This window comes from Lacinutrix cladophorae, from assembly GCF_053604645.1.
The window spans coordinates 147,988-163,454 of the sequence record NZ_JBSHNR010000119.1; the positions used below are offsets into that span (position 1 = coordinate 147,988).

Below are 15,467 nucleotides of genomic sequence, written 5' to 3' on the forward strand. Positions count from 1 at the left end.
TTTATAAAATAGATTCTATAACATTTCCATACTTGTCATATTCTACTACATTCCCATTAATATCAAGTTCTATAATTGGTTTTCCTAATTTTTCAATTTCTAGTAGTTGTGTTTTTCTATCGCCAACAATTACATAAATCATTTCTTCTTCGTTTAAATAATTCTTAATAGTAGTTTTATAATCCTCTAAAGTCATATTTACTAATTCGTTTTGTTCATCAACAATATAAGTGTCTGGCTTATGGTATTTACTAATATTTCTTAACACATTTAATTGTGACCCTAAACTTTCGAAAGCTCTTGTGTTTCCTTTTAAAATTTTGTTTTTAGTTAATGCAACTTCGTTATCTGAAAAACTAGCCTGATAATTTGTTAGCATCGCTTTAATAATTTCTAAAGACTTTAAAGTTGCATTTGCTCTCACACTAGATCTAACAGTAAAAGGTGCAACTTCATTACTTGCAGAAAACCCCGAATATGCACCATAAGTATATCCTTTTTCTATACGTAAGGTTTGAAATAATCGACCACTAGATCCTCCTCCTAAAATTTCGTTTGCAAATTCAAGTTTATTTGCATTTTTATCTTTTGTTGAAAGAGCTAATTTACCGATTTGTAAAACCGATTGTTTAGCATCTGGAACATCAATAAAATAGACATTCCCTTTTAAGTTATTAATTGGTAAATTATAATGCGGAACAGCAATTTTATAACCATTCCAGTTATTTAATACACTAACTACATTTTCTGTTTGTTCTTTCGTAATTGCTCCTGCTATATGAAAATTGGCTTCTTTTGGAGAAAGATTATTATAATATGCTTTTAAATCTTTAATTGTAATGTCTTTTGTGCTTTCTAATGTTCCGGAACCAGGTGTGCCAAAACGATGATTTTCGCCATAAATCAATTTATTAAAAGCATTAGCAGCAATTGCATTAGGATTTGCTTCTCTTCCTTTTAGATTCGTTTCTAAAGCTAATTTTAGTCGTTCGAATTCTGCTTCGTCCCAACGTGGTTCTAAAATAATTTCTTTTATTAAAGCCATAGTGCCTTCAAAATTCTTGGTTAAACAAGAACCGGTAATATGAAAATCTTCTTTTGCGCTATACATACCTATAGAAGCTCCTAGCATACCAATTGCTTCTTCTAATTGTGCAGGAGTTTTTGTTGCTGTTCCTTCCATCATTAAATCGCTTAATAAACTTGCGACTCCTTCTTTACCTATTGGATCTAGCAATTGTCCTCCAGGAATAGTAATATCGAACTGTACTAAAGGGACTTCCTTGTTTTCAATGCCAAATAAGCTTAAACCATTTTCAAGGTTACCTGTCCAAACTAATGGTGCTTTAAATAAGGGTAACTCTCCAAATTCTGGTTCGCTTCTATCGTGCTTTGATGGTGTTTTATCATAGACTGCTTCTGCTCCTTGACCTACTTCTTCGTTTGCTACATTATAACGAACTTTTTCTATCCATACCTTGGCAGGTTTAGCATTTGTAACTGCTAAATCTAATTGTCCTTTAGGTACGACACTGGTCATTACATAGTTTTTATCTTTAATATATTTGTTAAATACTCGCATTACGCTTTCTGCAGTAACAGCTTCTGTTAATTTAGCACTTTCTACAATAAAACCAGGGTCTCCTTTAAACTCGTTGTCTTGAACTAATTGAAATGCTTTGTTTAAAACGGTACTTACTCCTTGATACAAATTGGTTTCTAATTCTGCTTTTATACGTTTTAAATCTGTTACATTAACCCCGTTAGTCTCAAATTTGGTTAAACCTTCATCAATAGCGTTTTTTACACTATCCAAATCTACTCCAGCGTTTGCACGAATTCTAAAAATAAATTCGCCTGCTATTTCACTACTAGATTGGTAGGTGCCAACATTTGGTGCTAGTTTTTGTTCTTCAACGATAACATTATATAGAGGTGCATTTTTACTTCCGCTTAAAAGTTGTCCTAAAATTTGCAATGCATATACATCTTTATGGTATTCTTCAACAGTAGGAATTACTATTCTTAATTCCGGTAATTTCGCAAAATTATCTTCAAAATATAGAGATTTAGTCTCTTCTAAAACAACGGGGTCTGCTTTTAATTCTGGTACTTCTGGTCCACTAGGAATTTCACCAAACCATTTTTCTACAAGTGTTTTAGTTTCTTCTATATCAATATCTCCAGCAATTACTAAAGATGCATTACTCGCTCCATAATACTGCTCGTAAAATTCTTTAACGTCATCTATAGTTGCTGCTTGTAAATCTGGAAGCGCTCCAATAACTGTCCAACTATAAGGGTGTCCTTCTGGATAGAGATTTTTTCTAATAATTTCGTCTGTATATCCATAAGCTGCATTATCTACACGTTGTCGTTTTTCGTTTTTAACGACTTGTTTTTCGCGTTCTAAAGCTTCTTTTGTTACCGTATTAATCATATAACCAAAACGATCGGAATCTATCCATAAAATTTTCTCGAAAGCATCTTTAGGTACTACTTCATAATATACGGTTCCATCACTCCATGTTCCTCCATTTCTACTTCCACCCCATTCTGGAATCATTTTTCTATTTGCTCCTACAGGAACATTTTCAGAATCGTTAAAACTCATGTGTTCAAAAAAGTGAGCAAAACCTGTTTTCCCTGGTTTTTCTCTATTAGACCCAACATGCATCATCGTAGCAACAGCTACTATAGGATCACTATGGTCTTGATGTAGAATAACTTCTAATCCATTATCTAAAACAAATTTTTCGTAGTCGATTTTAAACTCTGTGGTTTCTTGAGAAATAGGTTCTGGTTCTTTTTTACAGGAAATAAATACAAATGCAATAAGCATCAATATTAGCTTAATTATTTTCATAAGATTAGTTTGTGATTAATACGTTGCAATAAATATACTAAATCTAGTATAATTGTTTTTCAATGATGCATTAAACTTATACACCTATCCTAATATTATTTTCTTATTTTTGGTGAAATTTATTATAAATGAATAAAGAAATCGTAATATTTTATTGTTTCCTATTTCTAATTCCTACAATTAATTTTGCTCAACATTCTGTGGCTAGAGAGTGGAATGAAGAAGTATTAAATGCAATACGGTCTGATTATGCAAGACCAACAGTACACGCAAGAAATCTATTTCATACCTCGTCACTAATGTATGATGCTTGGGCTATATTTGATGAACAAGCCGAAACTATTTTTTTAGGAAAAACTTATGATGGATTTGACTTTAGTTTTAGCGGTATTACTACTCCTGCAAATGTAAACTTAGCTAGACAAGAAATCATTAGCTATGCTATTTTTAATTTAATAAAGCATCGATTTCAAAACTCCCCTAATTATGGAACAGAAATTTATCCTTCAATAGAAAACCTCTTTCTTAGTTATGGTTATGACATTAATTATACCTCTATAGATTATAGCACTGGATCTTATGCTGCTTTAGGAAATTATATGGCAGATCAAATGATCACTTTTGGTTTACAAGATGGATCTAATGAGGGAAATCAATATGCGAATATTAATTATTCGCCTACTAACGAGCCTTTAATTTTAGATTTATATGAAGATAATACAGATATTAACCCTAATGTATGGCAACCTTTAGCATTTGATGTTTATATAGATCAGAGTGGAAATCCTTACCCTTTAAATACTCCGGGGTTCTTAAGCCCAGAATGGGGAGAAGTTAGTCCGTTTAGCTTAAAAGCTTCAGATCTAGATATATATAATGACCTAGGCTATGATTGCTATGTGTATAAAGATCCGGGTCCTCCTGTATATATTCAAAACTCTAATGAGGATGGAATAGATGATGCATACAAATGGCATTTCGCGCTTGTTGCATCGTGGTCATCTCACTTAGATCCTAATGACACTACACTAATAGATATTTCACCGGGAGCAATTGGAAATTTTGATTCTCAAAATTTCCCTGAAACATTTGAAGAATATAAAGTATTCTATAATTTTGAAAATGGTGGAGATTCTAGTTCGGGACACACTGTAAACCCGTATACGGGTAGCCCATATGAGCCGCAGATAGTTAAACGTGCAGATTATGGTCGTGTGCTAGCTGAATTCTGGGCTGATGGACCAGATTCTGAAACTCCTCCTGGACATTGGTTTACTATCTTAAATTATGTAAGTGACCATCCACTTCTTGAAAAAAGATTGCATGGAGAAGGCCCGATATTAGATAACTTAGAATGGGATGTTAAAAGCTATGTAACCTTAGGAGGTGCAATGCATGATAGTGCTATTAATACCTGGGGAATAAAAGGTTATTATGATTATATAAGACCAATATCTGCAATAAGATATATGGCAGGAAAAGGGCAAAGTACAAATGCATCTTTACCTAGTTATGACCCACATGGTTTACCATTAATCCCTAATTTTATAGAACTTATTGAAACAGGAGATCCACTTGCAGGTGCTAATGATGAGAATGTTAATAAAATTAAAATATATTCTTGGAAAGGTCCTGATTATATTAATGATCCAAATACAGATATTGCTGGTGTAGATTGGATATTAGGCACACATTGGTGGCCTTACCAAAGAGCAACTTTTGTAACACCTCCTTTTGCCGGTTATGTTTCTGGTCACTCTACCTTTTCTAGAGCTGCTGCTGAAGTTTTAACCTTATTAACTGGAGATGCTTTTTTCCCTGGAGGAATGGGAACTTTTGACATTGAGCAAAATAATTTTTTAGTTTTTGAACCTGGCCCTACTCAAAACATGACATTACAATGGGCAACATATCGTGATGCTTCAGATCAAACAAGTTTATCTCGTATTTGGGGAGGCATCCATCCACCTATTGATGATATTAGAGGTCGAATTATTGGTGAAAGTATTGGTGTACAATCTTTTGATTTAGCCACTCAATATTTTGATGGATCCTTACATACAGACAACATATCTGACACAACTACTTTAATAGATGTTTTTCCTAATCCAGCACATAATGTAATTCATATTAACACTTCTATTACAAGCCCTCTACAAATGGAAATATACAGCATTGACGGTAAGTATCTATTTGAAAAAAAGTTACGTAATTCAACAAATAATGTGGATATATCATCGCTAAACTCTGGACTATATTTTATTAAAATATGGAATAAAAATTCGGAAGATTTTATAATTAAAAAAATAATTAAAAATTAACAAAAGAGCTTCTATCATTTTGTTTTAAACAATTGACTACTATGTTTTCACTTAAAAATATTTTCCGTTTAATCGCTTTATTAGAAGGTGTTTCTTATCTTTTATTAATGGCTGCTGCTATTTATAAACGTATGCCAAATGGTAACGATTACTTTGTAAAGCTACTAGGAATGCCTCATGGCTTACTTTTTGTTGCTTATATTGTTTTGGCTATTTTATTTGGAATGGAACTTAAATGGAATAAGAAAACCATGTTTATCGTACTCATTGCTTCTATTCTTCCTTTTGCTACTTTTTATGTAGAAAAGAAATATCTGAAAAATATTTAGTAATATAGCATAATAAACATACTTTAATATGCTAAAAAAATTCCCTCATTTTCTAGTTCTTTCTTTTGTTTTATTGATCTTATCAAATTGTACAAAGGAAAAATCTTTAAAAGTAAATGAAAACCATGAAGCCCCAGAAGCTTTATTGGCAAACGAATTTATTGTTCGAGGAACCACTTTTGATTCTAATTTAAATACAGCTTACATATATAAAATAGAAATGGATACACTTACTTTAATGGATACAATCTCTATTAAAGAAAAGGCATTTTCATTTAAAGGTATTTCTAATCAACCTGAATTTTATGCTATTAAAGTAGATGAAAGTGATGTCATGTATAAATTTTTAGTAGATGCATCCGAAATAAGCATGTTTTTAAATACCAATTTATTTCTTTCTTCTACTTCTTCCAATTCGGAAACACAACAGGTTTATTTTGATTATAAATCTAAAATAGATGCTTTCGATTATAAAGAGCGGGAACTATTTTTAAAATATAAATCTCCACAAACAGCAAGTAAACGAACTTCTATATTGAATACGGATTTAGAAAACTTACAAATTGAAAAAATTGATTTTGTTAAAGAATTTATTGAAAAAAACAATAACTCCCACTTCACTCCTTTTGTACTAAAAGAGAATTTTCATAGTTTTTCTACAGAAAGCTTACGAAAACTTCATGATACATTATCGGATGGCATTAAAAACTTACCTTCGATGAAGCTAATACATAATAATATTATTACTCTTGAAGAAAAAGAAATACAGCAAAATGTAAAAACTACAGAATATAGACCAAAGGCTTATTCCTTAAGTGGTCCTAATTCTAATGGGCAAACGATATCTTTGGCTGCTTTAAAAGGAAAAGTAGTTCTTGTCGATTTTTGGGCAAGTTGGTGTGCTCCATGTAGAGCTACAAATCCAAATCTTGTACAGTTGCACAATAAATACAAAAACAAAGGATTAGTTATTTTAAGTGTTAGCGAAGACAAAGGTGAACCAGAATGGCTAAGCGCAATACAAGTAGATAATTTAACATGGAATACGCATATACTTGATAAAAATAAGACGATAGCTTTTAGGTATGGTGTAGAATCTATACCATTTAAAATGCTTGTAGATAAACAAGGTAGAATTGCAAGTGGCAAAATTTCTGGCAGTAAATTAGAAAACAGAATTATAGAATTACTTAACGAGTAACCTATTGTACTACTAATTTTTTATTTATTATAGTATCTTCCGTTTTAATAGTTGCTACATATAAACCAGAACTTAAATTAGAAATATCCAGTGTATTGTTGCCTAATTTTATTGATTTTTCGAAAAGAAACTGACCATTTATAGTAAACAGTGTAAGCTTTGCAACTGGTGCTTTTAAATTAATTGTTACTTGCGTAGTTGCAGGGTTTGGATACATTTTAAAATCTGCTTCTAAGACAGCATCTACAGATAATGTTTGGCATTCACTTTCATCTGCAACAAAATTACAAGAATCATCTACTTCCCAAGAATGTAAATAACTAGCAGAAGTATTATCAACAAAAACACAACTTAAACCTAGGTTTTGGGTTACCACAAACTCATTAATACGATGGTTATTATTATTTCTTACATCAATAATGCTTAACATATTATTTTCTGCTCTTACATATTTTATATCTGGATTATTAGAAATATCAAGGCTTTGAATTTGATTATTTTGCGCATATAATAAAAACAAATCATGAGCAGTACTTAAACCTAAACTTGTTAGATTATTATTATTACAAAGTAAATGTTTTAAATCATCATTCCCACTAATATCTAAATTACTTAAATTATTATTAGAACAACTTAAATAACGTAAGGAATGGTTATTAGATACATCGATATTATTCAAGTTATTATTATCGCAGGTTATTGTTTTTAAGTCTGAATTTGCAGAAATATTTAAAGAATTTAAATTGTTCTCAGAAATAAATAATTGTTCTAAATTTAAATTATTTGCAAAATTAATGCTACTTAAATTATTCGAATAACACCTTAAATCTTTTAAATCCGGATTACCTGAGGTATCTAAAACAGCAATATTATTAAGATTACAAGATAAATACTCTAATTCAATATTACTTGTAACATCTAAAGCATTTAGAGTATTATTACTAATATAAAGTCTTTTAAGGGATGTATTAGTAACAATATTTAAAGTAGATAAGTTATTGTTGTCTAAATCTAGAACTTCTAAATGTGGATTATAACTTAAGTTTATAGAAGTTAATTGATTATTATAAGCATATAAATTAACCAAACTTTTAAAAGCGTCAATTCCTGAAAGATCCATAATACCAATATTACCAATAGATAATGTAGTTACAGGAAGTGCATCACTATTTAAAATATTACCATTTAAACCATTGGTATCTATATTTAAGGATATAAGTGCCTGCTCAAAATTTGAGTCAGGAATTAAAGTAGTTTGAGAATGTAGGTTTCTACTATTTAATAAAACAAGCGCAAAAAATATAAGGAGCTTAAAATTAAAAAAATAGCTAAACACTACATTACGAAAAGCGATTAATAGCATGTTTTTTTTCTTAACGTATTGATAGTGTAACACTAAACAATTAATATATTGCAATATGCTAACTTATATTGTAATTTCCACTTATTATCGTTATTATGGTTTTTTACTCGTTTAATTACTAATCACTTAGCCTATCTCCTACAAATTCGACCTTTGTTTTGTTATGAGGTAATGTATTACCGTCTTTATCCAAGTTTACCATTATTATTTTTTCTATGGTAATAATAGTTTCTCTAGTCATCATATTTCTAACTTCACAACGCAACGTTAATGAGGATTTCCCAAAGGTAACAGGTTCAATCCCAATCTCAATAATATCGCCTTGTCTTGCAGAGCTTTTAAAATCTATTTCTGTAATAAACTTTGTAACTACGTGCTGATTTTCTAGTTGTACAACCGCATAAAGTGCAGCTTCTTCATCTATCCATTCTAAAAGTCTTCCACCAAACAAAGTTCCGTTTGGGTTTAAATCTTCTGGTTTAATCCATTTTCTGGTATGAAATCTCATATATTATAATAATTTTTGTTGCAAATCTTGATTAGGTATTTTAAGATTGCTGTTTAATTTTTTGTTTAATTTTTCAATAAAATATGCGGAAAGCAAAGGCGATTCTTTTTCTATATTTTGATGAATAAAAAAATCAATTTCTTTTATTCCTTGGTCGTTCCATATTTTTAACCTTTCAATCCAATCGTCTAATCTGGAATAATCACTTACATGATTTGCGCCAACATAACGAATAAAAGCAGTACTATTAGTTAATCGCATATGCATTAAATCTCTTCTTCCTGCAGTATCCACAATAACATTAGAAATATTATTTTCTTCTAATAGTGGATATAAATCTTCAGCTACAGCTGTATCATTGTACCAATTTGTATGTCTAAATTCTATAGCTAACGGGATTTCTTTTGGCCATGATTCTACAAACTCTACAACTCTATTAAAATCCTTTGGGGAAAAATTACTATGCATTTGCAAAAAAATGGTTCCTAATTTTTCTTGAAGATTTACCGCATTATTTAAGTAGTTATTTACAACCTCTCCTACTTCTTGTAAACGTTTCCAATGGCTAATCTCTTGGTTTAGTTTTGGAAAAAATTTAAATCCATCAGGTGTTTTATTATACCAAGTTGCAAATTGTTCTGCCGAAAAAATCCGATAAAATGTGGCATTAAGCTCAATGGCATTAAACTGACTAGAATAATATACCAATTCATCTTTAGTTCCTCTAGGATAAAAACCTTTTAAGTCTGCTCGATTCCATTTTGCGCAACCAACATAAATTTCAGGTTTTGTTTCTTGTTGTTTTAAATCCTTAAAAAACCGAAAGGAGTCTTTATGATCTTTAGGTAAAGTAAAATCTACTAATTCTGGATTTGTAACGCTTCCAAACTTCATGTTTATATATTAAAAAACTTTAGGTAAAGATACCAAAATATAGCTTGTTAATAAACCCGTTAACAAGTAAAATGCTAATACCATTTTGCCTTTTAAATTATATTTAATTTTAATAAAAACTTTTAATCATGAATACTAGAGACTTAAATTTAAAGCAAGCAAGACCAGAAATTGCATCTATTATTATTAATGATGATATGACAAGTGATGAGCGTTTTCAAAACCTTGTACTTAGACCTATTGCTAAACTACAAGTACCATTATTTGTGGAAGTTTTTAAAAATTATGCTAAGAAACATAAAAATGTTTTTTACGATTTATCTGTTGAAAAACGTATCGTATATATTGAAAATGCACTTCAAAAAGATATGAAACTTAGAAACTCTTTAAAAGGAATGGTAATCGGTTTATTTACTACCGAAGAGTATCTTATTTATATTAAAAACTCTTCTGCTTTAAACAAACGTATGATGGGAATAGTGAAAGACCAATTAGTTGGAAACATTCAATTATTAGAAAAACCAGAGTTGCTAACTGCCGTTTAATTGCTTAAAAGTATTCCTATTGGCGCCATTTCGAAAAAAAATATTTTAATTTAGGTAATTAAATTAATGAAACACCATTTAGATCGGTTGTAAGTACATCACTCATATAATTAAAATAAGGTCTAATTGCTTTAAACGCTGTATCTACTTCTGTTAAAAAATTAGCTGAAGTAACTTCTTTATCTGTATATTTTTTAGTGAAGATAAATTGCTTTTTCTTTATTAAATCGATGGCTTTGTGTTCTTTATCAAAGCCTCTAGGAGCTGTTTTTACTTCGTCTCCAACAAATGTTCCCCAAATATCTTTAAACATTTTATTATCTATTATTTCACGAATTTCATCATCATCTTGTTCAAATTCTTTTCTAATACGCAATAAATCTTCTTTGTTAGGGTCCCAAAAACCAGTGGCAATAAAACTTTCGTTATTAGGTTGAATATGCAGGTAATACCCACCTCTTAAGCTTGGTTTTATACGACTAAACGAGCCTCCAAAATGGGTTTTATATGGTAATTTATTTTTAGAAAAACGAACATCACGATAAATACGAAACATTTTCATTTTATCTATTTCATCATGTATATTAAGCATTTGGAATAATTGGTTATAAACCTGCTTTACCTCTGCTTCTATTTCTTTAAATTCCTTTTTATTTTCATTAAACCAATCACGATTATTATTTTTTTCTAATCGCTTAAAAAAGTCAAAAGTTTCTCTTGGTATTGTTTCGTTCATTTTTCAGTTATTAAATCTGTTTAAAAATACAAAAAGCCTCGAATTTCTCGAGGCTTTTTTGCTATTAATCTAGGTCGTTTATTAAAAACGACTTAGTATCTAAATAATTATTTAGAAATTTTAAACTCTTTAGTTACAAGTCCGTCACTTTCCCCATCATAATATTCAATTACAAAGGTTTTATTTTTGTCAAAATAACCAACACCAGTATATTCATCTGTGGTAACAATATAACTCATATTATTAGCAGAGTATCTTGCTTTACCAAAGGCTTTATCTTTATCCCCATTTTTTACTGCAACGATAAATCCTTTTTCATCTGGAATAAATGCATAATCTGCATTATCAAACTTATAGTAAGTTACTTTTGTTTTGGTTTCGTAATTGGCATCTTTATCATTGTCGACTGAAACTGTTTTTGTAACTTTTATAGGAGTATCCATTCGGTTTCCATTAAGATCATATCTATCTTTTGGGTCTATTTTCACTTCCTGTTTTTGTACAGTATTGACTTTAACTTTCTTTTCTATTAGTTTTCCGTCTTCTTTTACTTTCACTGTTTTTACTTTAGTTTCTTCAATAACATCTACTGGATTATTGCTTTGTGCATAAGCAGTAGTTGTAAATACTAGTAAACTAAATATATATATTAAATTTTTCATTTTTATTTTTCTGTTTTTTAGGATTAAACTTTTGTTAGTTTTTAGTGATAAAATATTATTTCACTTTATCATCTATTTCATCTTTCACATCTTCCATTTTATCTTCTACATCGTCTGCAGCGTCTTCAATGGCATCCCCTGTATCATCTACAGCTTCTTCAATTTTTTCACCTGGTGTTTTCTTTTCTTCTCTACAACTTGTAAATACCGTTGAAATTGAAAACATAAGTACTAGTGCTATTATTAATTTTTTCATGATTTTATTGTTTTTAAATGGTTATTAATGGTTATTAATGGTTATTAATGGTTTAGCTTAGGCTTTTCTTATTACATCTTTAATAAGAGATAGAATAAATAATACTATAAATACAAAGAATAGTATTTTTGCTATTCCTGCCGAAGCTCCTGCAATTCCGCTAAAGCCTAATACTCCAGCTATAAATGCAATTATAATGAATGTGATTGTCCAACGTAACATATCTTTTTGGTTTTAAAATTTTTATAAAATAGAATATACTTTGTATACTCTTACTCTAGTTATTAGAGAATTCTTCTTGAAGTGTTCCTGATTTTTGCAATGCTAATTTGTTATCAAATTGCAGAGTTCTAATAGGAAAAGGAATATTAATATTTTCTTTATCATAAGCCTTTTTAATTTCAATAATGGCTTTACTTTTAGATTTTAGTTTTTCTAATGCGCTATCGGCATCAATCCAAAATCTACATAAATAGTTTATAGAACTACCGCCAAACTCTGTGAAGTAAAACTCTACTTCGTTTGGATCTTTTACTTGGCTAAAAATATTAGCTATAGTTTGTTTGGTTAGTTTTTCAACTTTTTCTAAATCCGATTCGTAACCAACTCCACACTCCAACATAACTCGCATTCTAGTAGTAAGGGAGTAGTTTTTTAAAGGATTTTCTAGAATGGTTTTATTTGGGATAATAACCATATTATTATCGGCTTCTTTTAGGGTGAAATCTTTAAGATTAATATCTATAACTTCACCTGAATATCCATTAGTCTCTACCCAATGACCAATTTCAATTTTCTTTTTAAAGGAAAGCACTAATCCTGCAAAAGTGTTAGAAAGTGTTCCTTGCAAAGCTAGACCAACTGCTAAACCAACAACACCAGCACCAGCTAGTAAAGAAGTTAGCGTTTTTCCGAGGTCTAAGATCCCTAATGCTAAAAATAAACCAGCTACGACTATTGCAACTGCTGCTATTTTACCAATTATTTTACTAATGGAATCTTGTTCTACTTTTTTTGAAACTAATTTTGTTACAAATTTATTGATGTATTTTGCTGTAAAGTAAGCTACTGTCATTACCAAAATTGCAAGTAATAGGTTTGGTAACATTTCTACTGCAGTTGTAAACCACCCTTGAAGTTTTTCTATTAGGGCTTTTATTGCAGTTTCTAATTGCGCTTTCATATGTATAAGTTTTTAGAGTTTATATTGATTTTTGTTTTAGTAAAAACTAAAAACTTAATCCACCATAACACTCTGTAACTTATCGGAAGTTTTTTTAGTCCAAGCATCTAGCATCCAGCTTGCTTTCTCTAATTCTCTAATGTAAGCACCAATAAGATCTATGGTACCTTCATCGGAAGCTTTTTCTGCTTTAACAATGACATTAGACATTTGCTCTAATAAGATTTTATGGTCTTTTAATATTTCGGCAACCATATATTTATCCGATTTTAAAGACTTTGCTTCTTCAATAGAAGAAATTTTTAAATAGTTGCTATACTTACTCATTGGATGAAATCTTAAAGTAAGAATACGCTCTGCAATCTCATCAATTTTTCCTTGAGCATCTTTATATAACTCTTCAAATTTATTGTGAAGATCAAAAAAGTTTTCTCCAAGAATGTTCCAGTGAAAATTTCTTAGTTTCTGATAATAAATGTGGTAATCTGCAAGTAGTGTATTTAGTTCTACAACTACAGGTAATAATTTCTCATCTTTCATATTCAAATAACTCATAATTATATTTTTGGTTAAACAATTTGTTTTGTTCGAACACTATATAAACTATGGGAAATATGAGTTTTGTCAAGTCCTTTAACACCCTTTAACGGTCTTAAGTTTTTTTTAACATAAATTATGTTAAAGCCACTTCTTTCTTCTAAAATAAATTAACATAATTATGAGTATTATTAGCATTACAGCCCAAACAATATAATATCCATACGGACTATTAAGTTCTGGCATATTGGTAAAATTCATACCATAAATACCTGCAATAAATGTAAGTGGAATAAATATAGTAGCAATAATGGTTAGTACTTTCATAACCTCATTCATTTTATTACTAATATTGGTCATATATAAATCCATTAGTCCCCAAATCATTTCACGATATAGATCTATACTTTCGTTAACCTGTATCATGTGATCGTATAGGTTACGAAGATAGTTTTTGGTTTTATCTTCAATAAATTCGATTTCAGATTTTTCCAATTTATTAACTACTTCTCGAAATGGAAAAACGGTTCTTCGTATTTTTAAAATTTCTCTTTTTTGGTCTTGAATACTTGTTGTGGTTGTATTTGTATTAGATTCTTCAATAAAAAGAGTTTCCTCTAAATCTTCAATTTTATCGCCTTCAGCTTCAATAACCGTAAAATAGTTATCTACAACAGCATCTAAAATGGTGTACATTAAATAATCTGCTTTTGCATTTCTAACTCTACCTTTTGCATTTTTAATTCGATCTCTTAACTCATCAAAAACATCACCATCAGCTTCTTGAAAAGTAAGTACATAGTTTTCTCCCACTACCATACTCATATGCTCATAAACAATCTCATCTTCGTTTTTAAAGTGTAGCATTTTAAAAACTATAAAAAGATAATCTTCATATTCTTCTAGCTTTGCTCTTTGGTTTGTGGTTACAATATCTTCTAAAACCAAAGGATGCAAATTATAGTGCGCTCCTAATTTTTCTATCTCTGTAGTATTATTTAAACCATTTAGGTTAATCCAAGTAACGTGTTCTTGTCCCTTAAAATGAAAAGCATCTTCAATATTTTGCGAAGATTTAAAATCACAAGCTTCTTTATTATAATTAACAATATCTATAGTAGTTTCTAAAGTTTGTTTACTACCAGTATACGATACAGTTCCAGGTGCTGTATTTACAGCTTTGTAAGATTTTTTTCTTTTATTTTTACGATTTTTCTGCGCCATATACTATTTTGTTATTCTTAAAAATACTAAAGATTATTCAAATTCTATGTTATTTAATACCAAACCAGAAGCTGGTGCAATATAATCCATAACTTCTGTGCTTTCTGGTAGCAACGTATTTTTAATATAGGCTAAAGTAATATCTCCTCTACCTAATTTTATTAAAGCTCCCATCATTAAACGTATTTGATTTCTACCAAAACCTTTTCCTTTTACACGAAGCATAAATGTTTTTTCTGGAAAAAAATTGGCACTAAAAATCGTGTTTTCTACTAATTCACAAGTTGTTATTTCTCTAGTATATAAACCTTCTTCTGTAGCACGATAACAGTAGGTTTTAAAATTATGAGTTCCTTGAAAGAGCTTTGCTCCTTCTTTCATGATTTCAATATCTAGTTCCTCTAAAATAGTCGTTAAAATTGGAGCACAAAACGGATGACATTTTTCACTATGCGTAAATAAATACAAGTATTCTTTAATTTTTGAATGCTGAATAATATTAAACTTTGCATCTACTTCTTCTATAGCTAGAGCACGAATATCTTGAGGTAAGTTATGATTAAAAAGTGCCAAGAAAGCATCTAAATCTTCAATAGGTTCATAAAGAAACAACTCGAAAGCAGAAGCATTAGCAGAAACCATAGCATCTGTTCTACCTGAAGCTAAAGTTTTAAACTTTGCACCATTTAAAATAAATTTAAAGGTTCTATCTATCATTAAATGCACCGTTTTTAAATTTGGTTGTTTTTGCCAACCATGAAAACGATAGCCTAAATATTGCACTTTTATTAAATAATAATAACGTTTATTAAACATCTTTTAAAATATCTTAGAGTTAGCAA

16 protein-coding genes are annotated in these 15,467 nt (G+C 29.9%); 4 read left to right on the forward strand and 12 right to left on the reverse strand.

Annotation, left to right across the window (positions count from 1 at the left end; all coding sequences use genetic code 11):
• Position 1 precedes the first annotated feature (1 nt).
• Positions 2-2,866: a M16 family metallopeptidase gene (locus tag ACVC3Y_RS10955; protein WP_452226912.1), complete on the reverse strand. Its 2,865-nt coding sequence runs from the start codon at positions 2,864-2,866 to the stop codon at positions 2-4.
• A 128-nt stretch (positions 2,867-2,994) separates the two neighbouring features.
• On the opposite strand from ACVC3Y_RS10955, the gene ACVC3Y_RS10960 reads away from it, so the two are divergent.
• From ACVC3Y_RS10960 to ACVC3Y_RS10970, 3 genes are read left to right on the forward strand one after another with little or no spacing between them, the layout of a single operon-like run.
• Positions 2,995-5,187: a T9SS type A sorting domain-containing protein gene (locus ACVC3Y_RS10960; RefSeq protein WP_452226913.1), complete on the forward strand. Its 2,193-nt coding sequence runs from the start codon at positions 2,995-2,997 to the stop codon at positions 5,185-5,187.
• Positions 5,188-5,228: 41 nt separating this feature from the next.
• Positions 5,229-5,516, forward strand: coding sequence for a DUF3817 domain-containing protein (locus ACVC3Y_RS10965; RefSeq protein ID WP_303423488.1), 288 nt, complete (start codon positions 5,229-5,231; stop codon positions 5,514-5,516).
• A 28-nt stretch (positions 5,517-5,544) separates the two neighbouring features.
• A complete protein-coding gene (locus tag ACVC3Y_RS10970) occupies positions 5,545-6,717 on the forward strand; it encodes a TlpA disulfide reductase family protein (protein WP_303423491.1) in 1,173 nt (390 codons plus the stop codon).
• 1 nt (position 6,718) lies between these two features.
• On the opposite strand, the gene ACVC3Y_RS10975 is transcribed toward ACVC3Y_RS10970, so the two are convergent.
• The 3 genes from ACVC3Y_RS10975 to ACVC3Y_RS10985 all read right to left on the reverse strand — a co-directional run bounded on the left by ACVC3Y_RS10975 (position 6,719) and on the right by ACVC3Y_RS10985 (position 9,482).
• Entirely contained in the window at positions 6,719-8,080 is a 1,362-nt protein-coding gene (locus ACVC3Y_RS10975; protein ID WP_452226914.1) for a T9SS type A sorting domain-containing protein, read from the reverse strand.
• 118 nt (positions 8,081-8,198) lie between these two features.
• The gene (locus tag ACVC3Y_RS10980) at positions 8,199-8,588 is read right to left on the reverse strand and encodes an acyl-CoA thioesterase (protein ID WP_303423495.1); all 390 of its coding nucleotides are present in this window, start codon (positions 8,586-8,588) and stop codon (positions 8,199-8,201) included.
• 3 nt (positions 8,589-8,591) lie between these two features.
• Positions 8,592-9,482 (reverse strand): DUF72 domain-containing protein, encoded by an 891-nt coding sequence (locus tag ACVC3Y_RS10985; RefSeq protein WP_452226915.1) that lies wholly within the window; start codon positions 9,480-9,482, stop codon positions 8,592-8,594.
• Between the two features lie 128 nt (positions 9,483-9,610).
• Here ACVC3Y_RS10985 and ACVC3Y_RS10990 point away from each other — a divergent pair, with 128 nt between their 5' ends.
• Positions 9,611-10,027, forward strand: a complete 417-nt coding sequence (locus ACVC3Y_RS10990; RefSeq protein WP_303423499.1) for a glyoxalase — start codon at positions 9,611-9,613, stop codon at positions 10,025-10,027.
• Between the two features lie 58 nt (positions 10,028-10,085).
• Here the strand turns inward: ACVC3Y_RS10990 and ACVC3Y_RS10995 are convergent, their stop codons facing one another.
• The 8 genes from ACVC3Y_RS10995 to ACVC3Y_RS11030 all read right to left on the reverse strand — a co-directional run bounded on the left by ACVC3Y_RS10995 (position 10,086) and on the right by ACVC3Y_RS11030 (position 15,441).
• Positions 10,086-10,763 (reverse strand): DUF2461 domain-containing protein, encoded by a 678-nt coding sequence (locus tag ACVC3Y_RS10995; RefSeq protein WP_452226916.1) that lies wholly within the window; start codon positions 10,761-10,763, stop codon positions 10,086-10,088.
• 107 nt (positions 10,764-10,870) lie between these two features.
• Positions 10,871-11,425 (reverse strand): hypothetical protein, encoded by a 555-nt coding sequence (locus tag ACVC3Y_RS11000; RefSeq protein WP_452226917.1) that lies wholly within the window; start codon positions 11,423-11,425, stop codon positions 10,871-10,873.
• 55 nt (positions 11,426-11,480) lie between these two features.
• Positions 11,481-11,681 (reverse strand): hypothetical protein, encoded by a 201-nt coding sequence (locus ACVC3Y_RS11005; protein WP_452226918.1) that lies wholly within the window; start codon positions 11,679-11,681, stop codon positions 11,481-11,483.
• A gap of 57 nt (positions 11,682-11,738) precedes the next feature.
• Positions 11,739-11,903: a DUF1328 domain-containing protein gene (locus tag ACVC3Y_RS11010; protein ID WP_303423507.1), complete on the reverse strand. Its 165-nt coding sequence runs from the start codon at positions 11,901-11,903 to the stop codon at positions 11,739-11,741.
• Between the two features lie 55 nt (positions 11,904-11,958).
• The gene (locus ACVC3Y_RS11015) at positions 11,959-12,864 is read right to left on the reverse strand and encodes a mechanosensitive ion channel family protein (RefSeq protein WP_303423509.1); all 906 of its coding nucleotides are present in this window, start codon (positions 12,862-12,864) and stop codon (positions 11,959-11,961) included.
• Between the two features lie 54 nt (positions 12,865-12,918).
• Positions 12,919-13,419, reverse strand: a complete 501-nt coding sequence (locus ACVC3Y_RS11020; protein WP_303423511.1) for a Dps family protein — start codon at positions 13,417-13,419, stop codon at positions 12,919-12,921.
• Between the two features lie 123 nt (positions 13,420-13,542).
• The gene (gene corA, locus ACVC3Y_RS11025) at positions 13,543-14,625 is read right to left on the reverse strand and encodes a magnesium/cobalt transporter CorA (RefSeq protein ID WP_303423513.1); all 1,083 of its coding nucleotides are present in this window, start codon (positions 14,623-14,625) and stop codon (positions 13,543-13,545) included.
• Positions 14,626-14,658: 33 nt separating this feature from the next.
• Positions 14,659-15,441: a tRNA pseudouridine synthase A gene (locus ACVC3Y_RS11030; protein ID WP_303423515.1), complete on the reverse strand. Its 783-nt coding sequence runs from the start codon at positions 15,439-15,441 to the stop codon at positions 14,659-14,661.
• Between the last annotated feature and the right edge of the window lie 26 nt (positions 15,442-15,467).

Excerpts from the sequence above, each read along its gene's own strand:
- ACVC3Y_RS11015 (WP_303423509.1), bottom strand. The coding sequence starts at position 12,864 with ATGAAAGCGCAATTAGAAACTGCAATAAAAGCCCTAATAGAAAAACTT.
- ACVC3Y_RS10990 (WP_303423499.1), top strand. The coding sequence starts at position 9,611 with ATGAATACTAGAGACTTAAATTTAAAGCAAGCAAGACCAGAAATTGCA.
- ACVC3Y_RS10980 (WP_303423495.1), bottom strand. The coding sequence starts at position 8,588 with ATGAGATTTCATACCAGAAAATGGATTAAACCAGAAGATTTAAACCCA.
- ACVC3Y_RS10975 (WP_452226914.1), bottom strand. The coding sequence starts at position 8,080 with ATGCTATTAATCGCTTTTCGTAATGTAGTGTTTAGCTATTTTTTTAAT.
- ACVC3Y_RS10960 (WP_452226913.1), top strand. The coding sequence starts at position 2,995 with ATGAATAAAGAAATCGTAATATTTTATTGTTTCCTATTTCTAATTCCT.
- ACVC3Y_RS10985 (WP_452226915.1), bottom strand. The coding sequence starts at position 9,482 with ATGAAGTTTGGAAGCGTTACAAATCCAGAATTAGTAGATTTTACTTTA.
- ACVC3Y_RS11020 (WP_303423511.1), bottom strand. The coding sequence starts at position 13,419 with ATGAGTTATTTGAATATGAAAGATGAGAAATTATTACCTGTAGTTGTA.
- ACVC3Y_RS10970 (WP_303423491.1), top strand. The coding sequence starts at position 5,545 with ATGCTAAAAAAATTCCCTCATTTTCTAGTTCTTTCTTTTGTTTTATTG.
- ACVC3Y_RS11010 (WP_303423507.1), bottom strand. The coding sequence starts at position 11,903 with ATGTTACGTTGGACAATCACATTCATTATAATTGCATTTATAGCTGGA.
- ACVC3Y_RS10955 (WP_452226912.1), bottom strand. The coding sequence starts at position 2,866 with ATGAAAATAATTAAGCTAATATTGATGCTTATTGCATTTGTATTTATT.
- ACVC3Y_RS11005 (WP_452226918.1), bottom strand. The coding sequence starts at position 11,681 with ATGAAAAAATTAATAATAGCACTAGTACTTATGTTTTCAATTTCAACG.
- ACVC3Y_RS11030 (WP_303423515.1), bottom strand. The coding sequence starts at position 15,441 with ATGTTTAATAAACGTTATTATTATTTAATAAAAGTGCAATATTTAGGC.
- ACVC3Y_RS10995 (WP_452226916.1), bottom strand. The coding sequence starts at position 10,763 with ATGAACGAAACAATACCAAGAGAAACTTTTGACTTTTTTAAGCGATTA.
- ACVC3Y_RS10965 (WP_303423488.1), top strand. The coding sequence starts at position 5,229 with ATGTTTTCACTTAAAAATATTTTCCGTTTAATCGCTTTATTAGAAGGT.
- ACVC3Y_RS11000 (WP_452226917.1), bottom strand. The coding sequence starts at position 11,425 with ATGAAAAATTTAATATATATATTTAGTTTACTAGTATTTACAACTACT.
- corA (WP_303423513.1), bottom strand. The coding sequence starts at position 14,625 with ATGGCGCAGAAAAATCGTAAAAATAAAAGAAAAAAATCTTACAAAGCT.